Origin of the sequence: Streptomyces sp. NPDC059169, from assembly GCF_042755225.1 — a bacterium.
Classification (GTDB): Bacteria; Actinomycetota; Actinomycetes; order Streptomycetales; family Streptomycetaceae; genus Streptomyces.
Genome location: NZ_JBHZCF010000017.1, coordinates 18,902 through 32,888, shown reverse-complemented (window position 1 = coordinate 32,888; position 13,987 = coordinate 18,902). Strand labels below are relative to the sequence as shown.

At 71.0% G+C, this 13,987-nt stretch carries 13 protein-coding genes; 11 read left to right on the top strand and 2 right to left on the bottom strand.

Features of this window, described 5'->3' with window-relative positions:
* Positions 1 to 53: 53 nt before the first annotated feature.
* From ACFXOM_RS27445 to ACFXOM_RS27435, 3 genes are all read left to right on the top strand, one after another.
* The gene (locus ACFXOM_RS27445; RefSeq protein ID WP_384939076.1) at positions 54 to 527 is read left to right on the top strand and encodes a MarR family transcriptional regulator; all 474 of its coding nucleotides are present in this window, start codon (positions 54 to 56) and stop codon (positions 525 to 527) included.
* A 174-nt stretch (positions 528 to 701) separates the two neighbouring features.
* Entirely contained in the window at positions 702 to 1,202 is a 501-nt protein-coding gene (locus ACFXOM_RS27440) for a hypothetical protein (RefSeq protein ID WP_384938992.1), read from the top strand.
* Between the two features lie 169 nt (positions 1,203 to 1,371).
* Positions 1,372 to 1,767, top strand: a complete 396-nt coding sequence (locus ACFXOM_RS27435) for a transposase (RefSeq protein WP_384938994.1) — start codon at positions 1,372 to 1,374, stop codon at positions 1,765 to 1,767.
* A gap of 21 nt (positions 1,768 to 1,788) precedes the next feature.
* Here ACFXOM_RS27435 and ACFXOM_RS27430 read toward each other — a convergent pair whose 3' ends face one another.
* Positions 1,789 to 2,355 (bottom strand): hypothetical protein, encoded by a 567-nt coding sequence (locus tag ACFXOM_RS27430; protein WP_385039727.1) that lies wholly within the window; start codon positions 2,353 to 2,355, stop codon positions 1,789 to 1,791.
* Positions 2,356 to 2,556: 201 nt separating this feature from the next.
* Positions 2,557 to 4,278 (bottom strand): dolichyl-phosphate-mannose--protein mannosyltransferase, encoded by a 1,722-nt coding sequence (locus ACFXOM_RS27425; protein ID WP_384938998.1) that lies wholly within the window; start codon positions 4,276 to 4,278, stop codon positions 2,557 to 2,559.
* A 74-nt stretch (positions 4,279 to 4,352) separates the two neighbouring features.
* Between ACFXOM_RS27425 and rsmI the strand changes: the two genes are divergently transcribed.
* The 8 genes from rsmI (at position 4,353) to ACFXOM_RS27385 (ending at position 13,885) form a co-directional block, all read left to right on the top strand.
* Positions 4,353 to 5,231 (top strand): 16S rRNA (cytidine(1402)-2'-O)-methyltransferase, encoded by an 879-nt coding sequence (gene rsmI / locus ACFXOM_RS27420; RefSeq protein ID WP_384939000.1) that lies wholly within the window; start codon positions 4,353 to 4,355, stop codon positions 5,229 to 5,231.
* Positions 5,232 to 5,387: 156 nt separating this feature from the next.
* Positions 5,388 to 5,837 (top strand): hypothetical protein, encoded by a 450-nt coding sequence (locus ACFXOM_RS27415; protein WP_384939001.1) that lies wholly within the window; start codon positions 5,388 to 5,390, stop codon positions 5,835 to 5,837.
* A gap of 235 nt (positions 5,838 to 6,072) precedes the next feature.
* On the top strand, positions 6,073 to 6,978 hold the full coding sequence (locus ACFXOM_RS27410) for a TatD family hydrolase (RefSeq protein WP_385039726.1): 906 nt from the start codon (positions 6,073 to 6,075) through the stop codon (positions 6,976 to 6,978).
* Positions 6,979 to 7,100: 122 nt separating this feature from the next.
* A complete protein-coding gene (locus tag ACFXOM_RS27405; protein ID WP_384939004.1) occupies positions 7,101 to 8,426 on the top strand; it encodes a ubiquitin-like domain-containing protein in 1,326 nt (441 codons plus the stop codon).
* The gene (gene rsmA / locus ACFXOM_RS27400) at positions 8,423 to 9,307 is read left to right on the top strand and encodes a 16S rRNA (adenine(1518)-N(6)/adenine(1519)-N(6))-dimethyltransferase RsmA (protein WP_384939006.1); all 885 of its coding nucleotides are present in this window, start codon (positions 8,423 to 8,425) and stop codon (positions 9,305 to 9,307) included. Before ACFXOM_RS27405 ends, rsmA begins: the two co-directional genes overlap by 4 nt.
* Complete coding sequence (locus tag ACFXOM_RS27395) at positions 9,304 to 10,197, top strand: 4-(cytidine 5'-diphospho)-2-C-methyl-D-erythritol kinase (protein WP_384939008.1); 894 nt, start codon at positions 9,304 to 9,306, stop codon at positions 10,195 to 10,197. The genes rsmA and ACFXOM_RS27395 overlap by 4 nt, the downstream gene beginning before the upstream one ends.
* 395 nt (positions 10,198 to 10,592) lie before the next feature.
* Positions 10,593 to 11,912, top strand: a complete 1,320-nt coding sequence (locus tag ACFXOM_RS27390; protein WP_385039723.1) for an acyltransferase — start codon at positions 10,593 to 10,595, stop codon at positions 11,910 to 11,912.
* A 176-nt stretch (positions 11,913 to 12,088) separates the two neighbouring features.
* The gene (locus tag ACFXOM_RS27385) at positions 12,089 to 13,885 is read left to right on the top strand and encodes an ABC-F family ATP-binding cassette domain-containing protein (RefSeq protein ID WP_385039720.1); all 1,797 of its coding nucleotides are present in this window, start codon (positions 12,089 to 12,091) and stop codon (positions 13,883 to 13,885) included.
* Positions 13,886 to 13,987 lie beyond the last annotated feature (102 nt).

Here is a 13,987-nt window from a genome sequence, read left to right as displayed (position 1 = left end):
TGAGTGCTCGCAAGGCGCGCCCGGCCGCGACGGCCGACCAGGCGCTCTACGCCATGGATCGGATGATCGCCACCGCCCAGTTCGGGCAACAGGACATCGCTCGAAGGCTCGGTCTCAATGTCACGGACCTCACCTGCCTGGGCTTCCTCATCGAGGCGTCCACGGCAGGCGAGTCACTGGTCGCCGGCGATCTCGCAGAACGGGCCAGACTGACCACGGGAGCGGTCACGGGAGTGCTGAACCGCCTGGAGAAGGCCGGCTACATCCGGCGCACCGCCGACCCTGACGATCGTCGACGCGTGTATGTGGTCATGGAGGAGACGGCCCAGGAACGCATCCTCGAGGTGTACGGTCCCTTCTACCAGCGTCTGGCCACCCTCTTCGGCGACTACGAAGCCGATGAGGTCGCCGTGTTGACGGACTGGTTCACCCGCGCTCGCGCCCTGTTCGACGAGGCGTTGCACGAAATCCGGCAGGCGGTGGAGGCCTCCCCGCCGGCGGGTGGATCCCGCCCTCGCCGAGACTGACCGTCGCGCTCCACCCGGCTCCGGGATGGGCATGGCTCAGGCCGTGCAGCCATCACGCCGCGCGCAACAGGGACTTCGGGCGAGTTCACCCCGACGAGCCGACGTCAGTAGAACGGTGTGCTCTAATCCCCCCGGACGGCACCGGATGAGTGCCGACTACCAGGGGGGCAAGCCATGAACACCCGGATCGTGCGCGCCGCCGGCATGGCCATCATGGTCGTGACCGTGCCGCTGGCCGGCTGCAGCGAAGGCAACAGCGTTGACAACGCGCAACCCAAAGCAACTGTCGCCGAGACCGCAAGGAAGTTTCAGCAGGCCGTGCTCGAGAGGCAATGGAAAACCGCCTGCGAGGCCCGGACCGAACTCCTGCGGGGAGGCACCGTTGCCGAGTGCGTGCAGAAGACCGCCCTCCCCAGCGTTCACGACTTCTCGGATGCCCGGTTGACCACGGGTGATCCATTTGCAGTGGACGCCTATGGAAAGCACCCGGCAGGCATGGGTCTGCTCCTGTCCGTCGAGGCCGACCCAGCACGGGGCCTTCGCTGGCACACCGCCGTGCGGCTAGTTCCCGACGCCGATGGAAAATGGCTCGTCGACCAATTGGTCCACCTCAGCGATGAACCCGAGCCCCCCGACACAGAGACCGTACTCGCCGCACTGCGCGAGCGAGGCTAACAGGTGACCCGCAAATGACATTGGACCGCGGCCCACGAGTTCGGACTGATAGGTGATAACCGTTTTTGCTTTGCGGCCTGCGTGAATCTCCTGGTCAGCCGCTGACGGTCGTGCAGATCGAGGACTGGTCCGGGGGGATGGTCGCGCTTCATGCTCGGTTCGCGGAAAATTGACGGCAGGGCAGCGCGGCGACTCGCCGCAGTTCGAGCCGGTGCTGGAGAAGGTCCGCGTGCCCCGCATCGGACCGGGCCGGCCACGCGTTCGCCCCGATCGCGTGCGGGCAGACAGGGCGTACCCCTCCCGCAGAAACCGCGCCTACCTGCGCCGCCGCGGGATCCGCTGCACCATCCCCAACAAGGCCGACCAGGCCCGCAACCGCAGAAAGCTCGGCTCCCGCGGTGGACGGCCGCCGCGCTTCGACCCGGTCGACTACCGCGAGCGCCACGCGGTCGAGTGCGGGATCAACCGTCTCAAGAGACACCGGGCTGTGGCCACCCGCTACGACAAACTCGCCGTCCGCTATGAAGCAACGGTGCTGGTCGCAGCCATCAATGAGTGGCTGTGACCAGCACGTCAGCAGCAGGCTCTATCCGACGCGATCGATCTCGTAGGAGATCGTGAACGTCGTGTCCGCCTCACAGCTCCAGACACGAGCGGTGCCGGAGCCCTTCGGCTCGATCCACTCACTCTGGCCGTGGTTGCAGATCGCGTCGTTCTTGCCGATGGGGTCATGGTCCCAGAGATTCACGTGGAACCGCCATCCGGCGTGCTTGGAGTTCTCGTTGTTGCGGATCGTGAGAGGGGGGAGCTTCTTCCACTGCTTTCGGTTGGGGCGCAGGTGGCCGACCTGAGTTCCCTCGTTCAGCGGCCGGTTCGGCTCGCACACCTCCACAGGCTCGTCCTCGCGTGCCCGGAAGTAGTCGAACGGAAGCTTGAACCCGTCCTTTTCGCCTGCCCAGACGCTTAGGTGACCGAAGACATCCGCACAGGCGTCGTAGTCGATCTTGCCTTGGATATCCACGATCCAGGCGTCGGTGATGGTGAGCCTGTACGTGGCGTTCGCGGGCTTGGCTTGAGCGGCAGCGGGCGGCAGAGCGGCGAGCATCAACGTGCAGCCGGCGGCAAGGGAGGCCCAGCGGCGGATCTTCGACATCGTTTCCTTGATTCAGTCGTCTCGTGAAACGGAAGGACTCGTGCGTCCTTCCGTGTGGAAACGAGTGCGACGGAGGGCAGTAACTTGACCACACTCTCCGAACGATCATTCGCCGGCGTCGCTGTACCGAGCCGCACCATCCGGCGGCAAGACGTCCACTTTCGACACACGCCCTCTAGACCCGGACTTCGCGGTCCGGGTCTAGACCCAGGTGTCCAGCCACATCCGGTTGCGCCAGTCGTCCATCGGGATCGCCTGGCCCGTGTACAGCGGCCAGAAGTAGATGAAGTTCCAGGCGATGAGCAGCACCAATACGCCCGCCGCCACCGCGCCGAACGCCCTGCGGCGTTCGTCCGATCCCGGTGGCCCGATGATCGCGCCGATCATCATCGTGACCGCGAGGCACAGGAACGGCACGAAGACCACGGCGTAGAACAGGAAGATCGTGCGCTCCTGGTAGAGGAACCAGGGCAGCCAGCCCGCCGCCACCCCGCAGGCGATCGCGCCCGCCCGCCAGTCGCGCCGGAACGCCCAGCGCCACAGCACGTAGACCAGGGCGAAGCACGCCGCCCACCACAGCAGCGGGGTTCCGATCGCCAGGACCTCGCGGGCGCAGTTCTCGGCCTCCGTGGCGGGACAGCCCGCCGTGCCGGGCGTGGGGTCCTCGTAGAAGTAGGAGACCGGACGCCCGAGGACGATCCAGCTCCACGGGTTGGACTGGTAGGTGTGGCCCGAGGTGAGGTTGACGTGGAAGCTGTACACCTCGGTCTCGTAGTGCCACAGGCTGCGCAGCCAGTCGGGCAACCAGGTCCAGGACCCGCCGCGCCCGTCCAACTGTGCCCAGTCCCGGAAGTAGCCCTTGTCGGTGACGATCCAGCCGGTCCACGAGGCGATGTAGGTTCCGATCGCGACCGGCACCGTCGAGACGAACGCCGGCAGGACGTCGTTCCGCAGGACCGCCCGGTAGGGCTGGAGCGCGCCCGCGGTGCGCCGGGCACCCACGTCCCACAGGACCGTCAGCAGTCCGAACGCCACCAGGATGTACAGACCGTTCCACTTGGTGGCGGACGCCAGCCCGAGCATGAGCCCGGCCGCGATCCGCCACGGCCGCCAGCCCAGGCGCAGGGTCCGTGCGGTCCGGGCGTCCGGGCGCAGCACGCCCTGCTCGTCGACGGGGAGGGCGTCCGCCAGCTTCCGGCGCGCCCAGTCACGGTCGACCAGGAGGCAGCCGAATGCCGCGAGGACGAAGAACATCAGTACCTGGTCGAGCAGCGCGGTGCGGCTCATCACGAAGTGGAGGCCGTCCACGGCGAGCAGCGCACCCGCCAGGCATCCGAGGAACGTCGAGCGGAACAGCCGCCTCCCGATCCGGCACAGCAGCAGTACGGACAGCGTGCCGACCACGAACACCATGAAGCGCCAGCCGAACGGGGTGAAGCCGAACAACTGCTCGCCGAGTCCGATGACCCACTTGCCGACCGGAGGGTGCACCACGTAGCCCGGTTCGACCGGGATCGGGACCGTGTCCGGGTTCGCCAGGATCGCCTTGTCGACGTCCTTCGGCCAGGAACCCTCGTACCCCTGGTTGACCAGCGCCCAGGCGTCCTTCGCGTAGTACGTCTCGTCGAATATCACCGCCTTGGGGCTGCCCAGGTGCCAGAACCGCAGCAGTCCCGCGACCAGCGCCACCATGACCGGCCCGCCCCAGGCGGCCATCCGCTCCATCCGCTGCGCCGCGCCCGGCGGCACGCCGACGACGGACCACAGCCGGTCGGAGGGGCGGGTGTACGGCGGGACGAGCCGCTCGCGCAGACCGATGACGGGCCGCGGTACATGGCCGAATCTGCGCAGGCGCTGCTGCCAGGAGGGCGGCTGTTCAGCGGCGTCCTGGCCCGGCAGGACCCGTGGGGCAGTACTGGTCACCGCGCCATCGTAGGGAACGCACCTGTGCGGAGGGGGTGCCCCGCCCTGGGAGGATGGCTCCTGTGACTGGATCGGTGACTGGAACGCTCGTACTCGCAGGGACGCCCATCGGCGACGTGGCGGACGCGCCGCCACGGCTGGCCGCCGAGTTGGAGACCGCCGACGTGGTCGCCGCGGAGGACACCCGGCGGCTGCGCCGGCTCACCCAGGCCCTCGGGGTGCACACCGGCGGCCGGGTCGTGTCGTACTTCGAGGGCAACGAGGCGGCGCGCACCCCCGAGCTGGTCGAGGCGCTGGAGGGCGGGGCCCGGGTGCTGCTGGTGACCGACGCCGGGATGCCCTCCGTGTCCGACCCCGGCTACCGGCTGGTCGCGGCGGCCGTCGAGAGGGACATCCGGGTCACCGCGGTGCCCGGCCCGTCCGCGGTGCTCACCGCGCTCGCCCTGTCCGGGCTGCCCGTGGACCGCTTCTGCTTCGAGGGTTTCCTGCCGCGCAAGGCGGGAGAGCGGCTCGGCCGGCTCCGCGAGGTCGCGGACGAGCGCCGCACCCTCGTCTACTTCGAGGCGCCGCACCGACTCGACGACACGCTGGCGGCGATGGCCGAGGTGTTCGGCGCGGACCGCAGGGCCGCCGTGTGCCGGGAGCTGACCAAGACCTATGAGGAGGTGAGGCGCGGCGGACTCGGCGAGCTGGCGGAGTGGGCCGCCGAGGGTGTGCGCGGCGAGATCACCGTCGTCGTGGAGGGTGCCCCGGCCCCCGGCCCCGCCGAGCTGGACGCGGACGAGCTGGTGCGCCGGGTGCGGGTGCGCGAGGAGGCCGGCGAGCGACGCAAGGAAGCCATCGCGGCTGTCGCCACCGAAGCAGGTCTACCCAAGAGAGAGGTCTTCGACGCCGTCGTCGCGGCAAAGAACGCGGCAGGAACAGGTCCCTCGGACGGTAAAGGTCTATCGTGAAAGGCAAAGCTCAGACCGCGTAGGAGCACCTTCCGGAATAAGCCGGCCAAATCCTCGCCAATTCACCGGAAGGTCCGATGCGCTCCCGCCGCGAGAGGCGTCCACTGGGAGACGTGCCCCCGGATCGTCAGGGGGACGTGGACAGGAGGAGCTGGCATGAGTGATATAGCGGGCACCCCGAGTGGCGCACGACCCGCCCCGACCGAGGCACTCGAAATCGTGCAGGAGTCGTATTCCTTCGCCTGCATGAGGTGTGGCCACGGGTGGGAGCAGACCTATGACATCGAGCACCACGTGGACGGCAGCGGCCAGCCCGTCTTCGTGTACCGCGCACAGGGGCAGCCCGTGCCCTCGCCGTTGAACCGGGTCGCCTGCCTCAACTGCGGCGGCCACCAGGTCCGCATCATGCGTGCAGGACAGGTCTCGGACCTTGCGGAGTCGCTGCGACGCCAGCACGTCCCGCCGCCGAACTTCGCCACCGCGGGGCCCATCCCCGCTTCGGTCACCGAGCCGAAGAGCCCGAAGCCGCCGCGCGACAGCGGTCACCAGGCAGGGCGGTTCCGGCGCCTGGGAGAGGTTCTGCGAGGGCGCCAGCGTCACGCGTAGCCCGCGGGCCGCAGGGCGCCTGCCGCTCCGCGTGCGATAGCCGCGGACGGCCCCGCCCGCAGGGTGGTACACGGTGTGCGCCACCACGGCCCCCGCCGGCACTCGGGCGGCACCCCCGCCGCACCTGGGCGCACGGCCCTCCCCCGGGGGGCCGGCCCACGTGCGAGCACGCGCCCAGCCGTGGGCGCCCGCCGGGCAGCAAGGCAGCGGCGGCGGTCCTCGTACGATCGTGGTCATGAGTGCCAAGCCCAACGACATGCCCCCGCCGCCGCCCGCCCCGCTACGGGTACCGGTCGCCGATTCGCATACCCACCTGGACATGCAGAGCGGCACCGTCGCCGAGGCCCTGGAGAAGGCTGCCTCGGTCGGGGTGGAGACCGTGGTGCAGGTGGGGTGCGACATCAAGGGTTCCCGTTGGGCGGCGGAGACAGCAGCCGCGTACGAGAACGTGCACGCCGCGGTGGCACTTCACCCCAATGAGGCACCGCGGATCGTGCACGGCGAGCCCGGGAGCACCTCCCAGCCCCCAGGGGCAGGGGGAGGCCGGTCGCGGCAGGGGACGAGGGAGGGTGGTGGGGACGCGGCCCTGGACGAGGCGCTGGCCGAGATCGACCGGCTGGCCGCCCTGGACCACGTGCGGGCCGTCGGCGAGACCGGGCTCGACCACTTCCGTACGGGTCCCGAGGGCATCGCCGCCCAGGAGCGTTCCTTCCGCGCCCACATCGAGATCGCCAAGCGCCGCGGCAAGACCCTGGTGATCCACGACCGCGACGCACACGCCGACGTGCTGCGCATCCTCGCCGAGGAAGGCGCCCCCGAGCGGACCGTCTTCCACTGCTACTCCGGTGATGAGGACATGGCGAGGACCTGCGCCGAAGCCGGGTACTTCATGTCGTTCGCGGGCAACGTGACCTTCAAGAACGCCCAGCCGCTGCGGGACGCGCTCGCGGTCGCCCCGCTGGAGCTCGTCCTGGTGGAGACCGACGCCCCCTTCCTCACGCCGGCGCCGTACCGGGGGAGGCCCAACGCGCCCTACCTGATCCCCGTGACGGTCCGCGCCATGGCCGCGGTGCGGGGCATCGACGAGGACGCCATGGCGGCCGCGATCGCCACGAACACCGCACGAGCGTTCGGCTACTGATTCGATCGCCGAACGGTTTGCGCCGGACGCAGTACCCCGGCGATCGCATAAGCGTGCGATGGGACGCTCCGTGGTCGAGTCGCTTTGGAGAGTGACGGCGGCTCGATTAGGGTCCCGGCCTCGTGAGCACTTCACAGGGCAGTCACCGTGCCGGGCACGGCGGTCGCCGGGTGGAGCCCCTGCCACCCCCGGCCGAACCCAACGCCGACGCGCCGAAGGCCGTGGCGCCGGGCGCCGTCGCGTCGGACATCGACGCGCCGGACGTCCCCGACGGAACCCGCCCGCCGCCGGGCCGCGCGGCGGACGACCGTACCGGGCCCCGTCGGCGTCACCGCGGCACACGCCGCCCCCTCCGGAGCGACGGGCTGCGCCGCCTCCTCCCCCAGGCCCTCGTCATCGCCGTCCTCGCCGGTGGCACGTCGGCGTTTCTCGTCGCCGACAAGGCCGTACGGCTCAGCATCGACGGTGTCCCCCGAACCCTGCACACCTTCGCCGGCGACGTGGGGGAACTGCTTGCCGACGAGGGCGTGGCCGTGGGCGCGCACGACATCGTCGCCCCCGCACTGGGCGCCGCCCTCGCCGACGGGGACGAGGTGGTCGTCCGCTACGGCCGCCCCGTCACCCTCACCCTCGACGGTCAGCGCCGCCGGGTGTGGACCACCGCGCGCACCGTCGAGGGGACACTGCGCCAATTCGGGGTGCGCGCGGAGGGCGCCGCGCTGTCGGCGTCCCGCTCCCAGCCGATCTCCCGCCGGGGCCTCACCCTCGACGTGCGCACGGAGCGCACCCTGACACTGCGGGCCGACGGCCGTCGGCGCACGGTCCGTACGACGGCGGCGACCGTACGGGAGCTCCTCGGCGAGGCCGGTGTCGTCCTGCACGGCAACGACACCACCTCCGTTCCGCCCGGCAGCTTTCCGCGCGACGGTCAGACCGTCACCGTCCTGCGGATCACCGTGACCCGGCAGGTCCGCGACGAGGCCGTCCCCTACCGCGTCGTGCGGATCCCGGACCCGCGGCTGGCACCGGGAACCGAAGCCGTCGACGAGCCGGGCCGGAAGGGAGTCCGCCGGGTGGTCCGGACCGTGCGCACCGTCAACGGTGTCGCCCGGGCACCCGAGAAGGTCTCTGAGGAGCTCATCCGGGCGCCGCGGACGCGCAGGGTCCGGGTCGGCACCGAAGCGCCGTCCGCGCCGCCCTCCGGCACGGGCCGTCTGAACTGGGGCGCGCTCGCCCGGTGCGAGTCCGGCGGCCGGCCGGACGCCGTGGACCCCTCGGGGACGTACGGCGGGCTGTACCAGTTCGACACCCGCACCTGGCACGCGGTCGGCGGCAGCGGAAGACCGCAGGACGCCCCCGCGGCGGAACAGACCTACCGGGCGAAGAAGCTCTACGCGCAGCGGGGGCCGAGCCCGTGGCCGACGTGCGGCCGTAGGCTGTACCGGTGAGCACCACCGATCCCGAAGCCCTCCTGGGCCCCGCCGACATCCGTGAACTGGCCGCAGCGCTTGGCGTACGCCCCACCAAGCAGCGCGGCCAGAACTTCGTCATCGACGCCAACACGGTCCGCCGGATCGTCCGGACCGCCGAGGTGCGCCCCGACGACGTGGTGGTGGAGGTCGGCCCCGGACTCGGCTCGCTCACCCTCGCGCTGCTCGAGGCAGCGGACCGGGTGACGGCCGTCGAGATCGACGACGTCCTCGCGGCGGCGCTGCCGAGCACGATCGCCGCCCGCATGCCTGCGAAGGCCGACCGCTTCGCCCTCGTCCACTCGGACGCCATGCACGTCCAGGAACTGCCGGGGCCGGCGCCCAGCGCGCTCGTCGCCAACCTCCCGTACAACGTGGCGGTGCCCGTGCTGCTGCACATGCTGGACCGCTTCCCGACCATCGAACGCACCCTGGTCATGGTGCAGTCCGAGGTCGCCGACCGGCTGGCCGCAGGGCCCGGCAACAAGGTCTACGGCGTGCCGTCCGTCAAGGCCAACTGGTACGCGGAGGTCAAGCGTGCCGGGGCCATCGGCCGCAATGTCTTCTGGCCCGCGCCGAACGTCGACTCGGGCCTGGTCTCCCTGGTGCGCCGGACCGAACCGGTGAAGACCACCGCTTCCAAGGACGAGGTCTTCGCCGTCGTCGACGCCGCCTTCGCCCAGCGCCGCAAGACGCTGCGGGCCGCACTGGCCGGCTGGGCGGGCTCCCCGGCACGGGCCGAAGCCGCACTCGTGGCCGCGGGGATCTCGCCGCAGGCGCGGGGCGAGGCGCTGACGGTGGAAGAATTCGCGCGGATCGCCGAGCACAAGACCGCGTACGAGGGAGAGACCGGCACGTGAGCGTCACGGTACGGGTACCGGCCAAGGTCAACGTCCAACTGGCTGTCGGGGGTGTCCGCGACGACGGCTACCACGACCTGGCCAACGTGTTCCTGGCCGTCGGGCTCTACGACGAGGTCACGGTCACCCCGGCCGACGAGCTGCGCATCACCTGCACGGGTCCGGACGCGGACCAGGTGCCGCTGGACCGCACGAACCTCGCAGCGCGAGCCGCGGAACTGCTCGCCGCCCGTCGCGGCATCGACCCGGCCGTCCACATCCACATCGCCAAGGACATCCCCGTCGCGGGTGGCATGGCCGGCGGTAGCGCCGACGGGGCGGGTGCCCTGCTGGCGTGCGACGCGCTGTGGGCCGCCCGGGCCACGCGGGCGGAGCTCCTGGGCATCTGCGCGGAACTCGGCAGCGACGTGCCGTTCAGCCTCGTCGGCGGGGCGGCCCTGGGCACCGGTCGCGGGGAACGGCTCACCGAACTCGACGTCGGCGGCGCGTTCCACTGGGTGTTCGCCGTTGCCGACGGCGGGCTGTCCACGCCCGCGGTGTACCGGGAGTTCGACCGGCTGAACGAGGGCACGGACGTCCCCGCACCCACCGCTTCACCGCAGCTCCTCGACGGCCTGCGCACCGGGGACGCGGGCACGCTCGCCGGTGCCCTGGTGAACGACCTCCAGCCCGCCGCGCTGTCGCTGCGCCCGTCGCTCGCGGACACGCTGACGGCCGGTATCGAGGCGGGCGCCCTCGCCGGACTCGTCTCCGGGTCCGGGCCGACGACCGCGTTCCTCACCAAGGACGCCGAGGCGGCGCAGCTCGTCGCCGACTCCCTGATCGCCTCGGGGACCTGCCGTACGGCGCGGGTCGCGTCGGCTCCCGCCGGCGGTGCCACCGTGCTCTAGCCGGCTCCGGTTCGTTCCGGTCCGGCCCAGATCGGTTCGTTCCGGTCTGGCCGAGGACGGTCCGCTCCGGCCCGTGGAGTCCGGTCCGGCGGAGAGACGCCTTCGCGTCCCCGGCGGGGCGGACGCGCGGTGGGACGCGGAAGTGCCCCGAGCCTGAGCAGGTCGCCTGGCTGCGCGCCGGGCCCCGGGGGGGCTTTCCGCTCGGGGGCTACCGCTCCGGACGTCGACGGGCCGGGCGCGTGGCCCGTCCCCGTGGCTCCGCCGGCGAGCGGGAACACGACGCAGAGCGCGCCCGGACCCCGCTCCGGAGGGGCACCCGCCGGAGCGGGTACTCAGAAGGAAAGTGAGTACGGGAGCGCTGACGCCGGGAGCCGCGGCGGCGCGACGGTAACCGCATGGGATCACGTGTTCGCGCGCTCGCCGACGCCACCCCGGACACCCGGGACCGCTACGTCGACCTGCTGAGGGTCGCCTCGCTCGGTACGGTCGTCCTCGGCCACTGGCTCATGGCCGCCGTCACGGCCGACGGCGTCGGCAACCTGCTCGCCGTCGTGCCGGAGCTGCAACTCCTCACCTGGGCACTGCAGGTCATGCCGGTGTTCTTCTACGTCGGGGGCTTCTCGCACGCCCTCTCCTACCGTTCGCTGCGCCGCAGGCAGGAGGCGGGCACGGGAACAGCGGTGTACGCCGCGTTCCTGCGGGCCAGGCTGCGCCGGCTGCTGCGGCCCACCATGGTCTTCATCGGGGTGTGGGGCATCGCGGCGCTCGTGGTCCAGCTCGCGGGCGGGGGAGCGGGACTCACCGGGGTTGCGCTCCGCCTGGTGGCGCAGCCGTTGTGGTTCATCGGCATCTACCTGGCGATGGTGGCCTTCACCCCGCCCTTGGTGAGGCTGCACGAGCGGTACGGCTGGGGCGCGTTCGGGGCCCTCGTGGGGGGTGCTCTCGCGGTGGACGTGCTGCGCTTCGCCCTCGGCGTCCCCTACGTGGAGTTCCTGAACTTCGCGTTCGTCTGGCTCGCCGTGCACCAGTCGGGCTTCCTGCGCGCGGACGGCATGCTGCGGCGCCCTTCCGCGCTCGCGGTGACGGGGCTGACGGCCGCGGCGGCGCTGGTGGCCTTCGGCCCGTACCCGCTGTCCATGGTCGGCATGCCGGGTGAGGAGGTCTCGAACATGGCGCCGCCCACCCTGGCGCTCCTGTGCCACGGCCTGTGGGTGGTCGGGGCGGTGGAGCTGTTGCGCGGGCCCGGGGGCCGGCTGGTGGCCCGGCCGGGGGTCTGGCGGACCGTCGTCGCGGCCAACGGCGTCGCCATGACCGCATTCCTCTGGCACCTCTCCGCGATGCTCGGCGTGTACGGGGCACTGCTCACGCTGCACGTCCCGCTGCCCGAACCCGCCTCGGCCGGCTGGTGGGTGCAGACCCCGTTCCGGATCGCGGCGGCAACCCTACTGACCGCACTGCTGATCGCCGCGTTCCGGTCGGCAGAACGTCCTTCCCCCGCGCCGGTGGTGCCCGGATCCGGTCCGTTCGCGGCTCTCGGCATCACGCTCTGCCTGCTCGGGGTGCTCGGTCTGTCGGCGGTCGGTTTCGGCGGACTGCTGGAAGGCCGGACGGCGGTGCTGATCGCATTCCCCGTGACCGCCCCGGCCGCCGTCGTGATGACCTCGGTCGGCTGGCTCATGGTGGAGCGGACGTCCCGGGTGCCGCGCGTGAGCTGAACGACCCGAGAGCCGAACCCGGACGCCCGGAACGTCCTCTCCTCCAGCGGCCCGCACCCTCGGTGGCCGTGCGGGGACGCCGTGTGCCCGTCGGCCCCCGTTCTCCGGCCTGGGACGGGCCACCTCCGGCGGCGACTAGGCTGGGAGGCCGTCCGAACCCCTCATCTGGAGCGTTGATGGCCGTCAACCTGGTCAATGTCGAGGCAGTCAGCAAGGTGTACGGCACCCGTGCCCTGCTCGACGGTGTGTCACTCGGCGTGTCCGAGGGGGACCGCATCGGCGTCGTCGGACGCAACGGCGACGGCAAGACCACCCTGATCCGCATGCTCGCCAAACTGGAGGAGGCCGACACCGGTCGCGTCACCCACAGCGGAGGGCTACGGCTCGGCGTCCTCACCCAGCACGACTCCCTGGATCCCGCCGCCACCATCCGGCACGAGGTCATCGGCGACCTCGCCGACCACGAGTGGGCCGGCAGCGCCAAGATCCGCGACGTGCTCACCGGGCTCTTCGGCGGCCTCGACCTGCCCGGTTTCCCGCAGGGCCTCGATACCGTCATCGCCCCGCTCTCCGGCGGCGAGCGACGCCGTATCGCCCTCGCCAAGCTCCTCATCGGCGAGCCCGACCTGATCGTCCTCGACGAGCCGACGAACCACCTCGACGTCGAGGGCATCGCCTGGCTCGCCCGGCACCTCCAGGCGCGCCGGTCCGCCCTCGTCTGCGTCACCCACGACCGCTGGTTCCTCGACCAGGTCTGCACCCGCATGTGGGACGTCCAGCGCGGCACCGTGTACGAGTACGAGGGCGGCTACTCGGACTACGTCTTCGCCCGAGCCGAGCGCGAGCGCATCGCGGCCACCGAGGAGACCAAGCGGCAGAACCTGGTCCGCAAGGAACTGGCCTGGTTGCGCCGCGGCGCCCCCGCGCGCACGTCCAAGCCGCGGTTCCGCGTCGAGGCCGCCAACGAGCTCATCAAGGACGTACCGCCGCCGCGCGACACCTCCGAACTGATGCGCTTCGCCTCCTCCCGACTCGGCAAGATGGTCTTCGACCTGGAGAACGTGACGGTCCAGGCGGGGCCGAAGGTGTTGTTGAAGCACCTGACCTGGCAGCTCGGCCCCGGCGACCGCATCGGACTCGTCGGTGTGAACGGCGCGGGCAAGACCTCCCTGCTGAGGGCCATGGCAGAGGCGGCACGCAGCGACGGGGAGAAGCAGCCGAGTGCCGGGCGGATCGTCACGGGCAAGACGGTGAAGCTGGCCTACCTCTCGCAGGAGGTCGTCGAACTCGACCCGGGCATCAGGGTGTTGGAGGCAGTGCAGCAGGTGCGTGACCGCGTCGACCTCGGCAAGGGTCGGGAGATGACGGCAGGTCAACTGTGCGAGCAGTTCGGTTTCTCCAAGGAGAAGCAGTGGACCCCGGTCGGCGACCTGTCCGGTGGCGAGCGGCGCAGGCTCCAACTGCTCCGGTTGCTGATGGACGAGCCGAACGTCCTCTTCCTCGACGAGCCGACCAACGACCTGGACATCGAGACCCTGACCCAGCTGGAGGACCTCCTCGACGGTTGGCCGGGATCGATGGTCGTCATCTCCCACGACCGGTTCTTCGTCGAGCGGACAACCGACCGGGTGTACGCCCTGCTCGGTGATGCGGCCCTGCGGATGCTGCCGCGCGGCATCGACGAGTACTTGGAGCGCCGGGAGCGGATGGTCGAGGCCACGGCTCCGGCTCCGGCGCCCGCCGCGGTCCCCGAGAAGTCCGCCGCCGACGCGCGCGCAGCGAAGAAGGAACTGCAGAGGATCGAGCGTCAGTTGGACAAGGTCTCCGAGAAGGAGGCCAAGCTGCACTCGCAAATCGCCGAAAACGCCACCGACTTCGAGAAGGTGGCGAAGCTCGATGCCGAGTTGAGGGAACTGGCGGGGGAGCGCGAGGAGTTGGAGATGCGCTGGCTCGAGCTCGCCGAAGACGCGTAGACGGCCCGCGCGGAAGCGGTAACAACGGCATCACGGGCCGGTCCGCCCTTGGGTACAGGGGCGTACCGGCCCCTCTTTTGTCATGACCCAGGTGATAGAAAG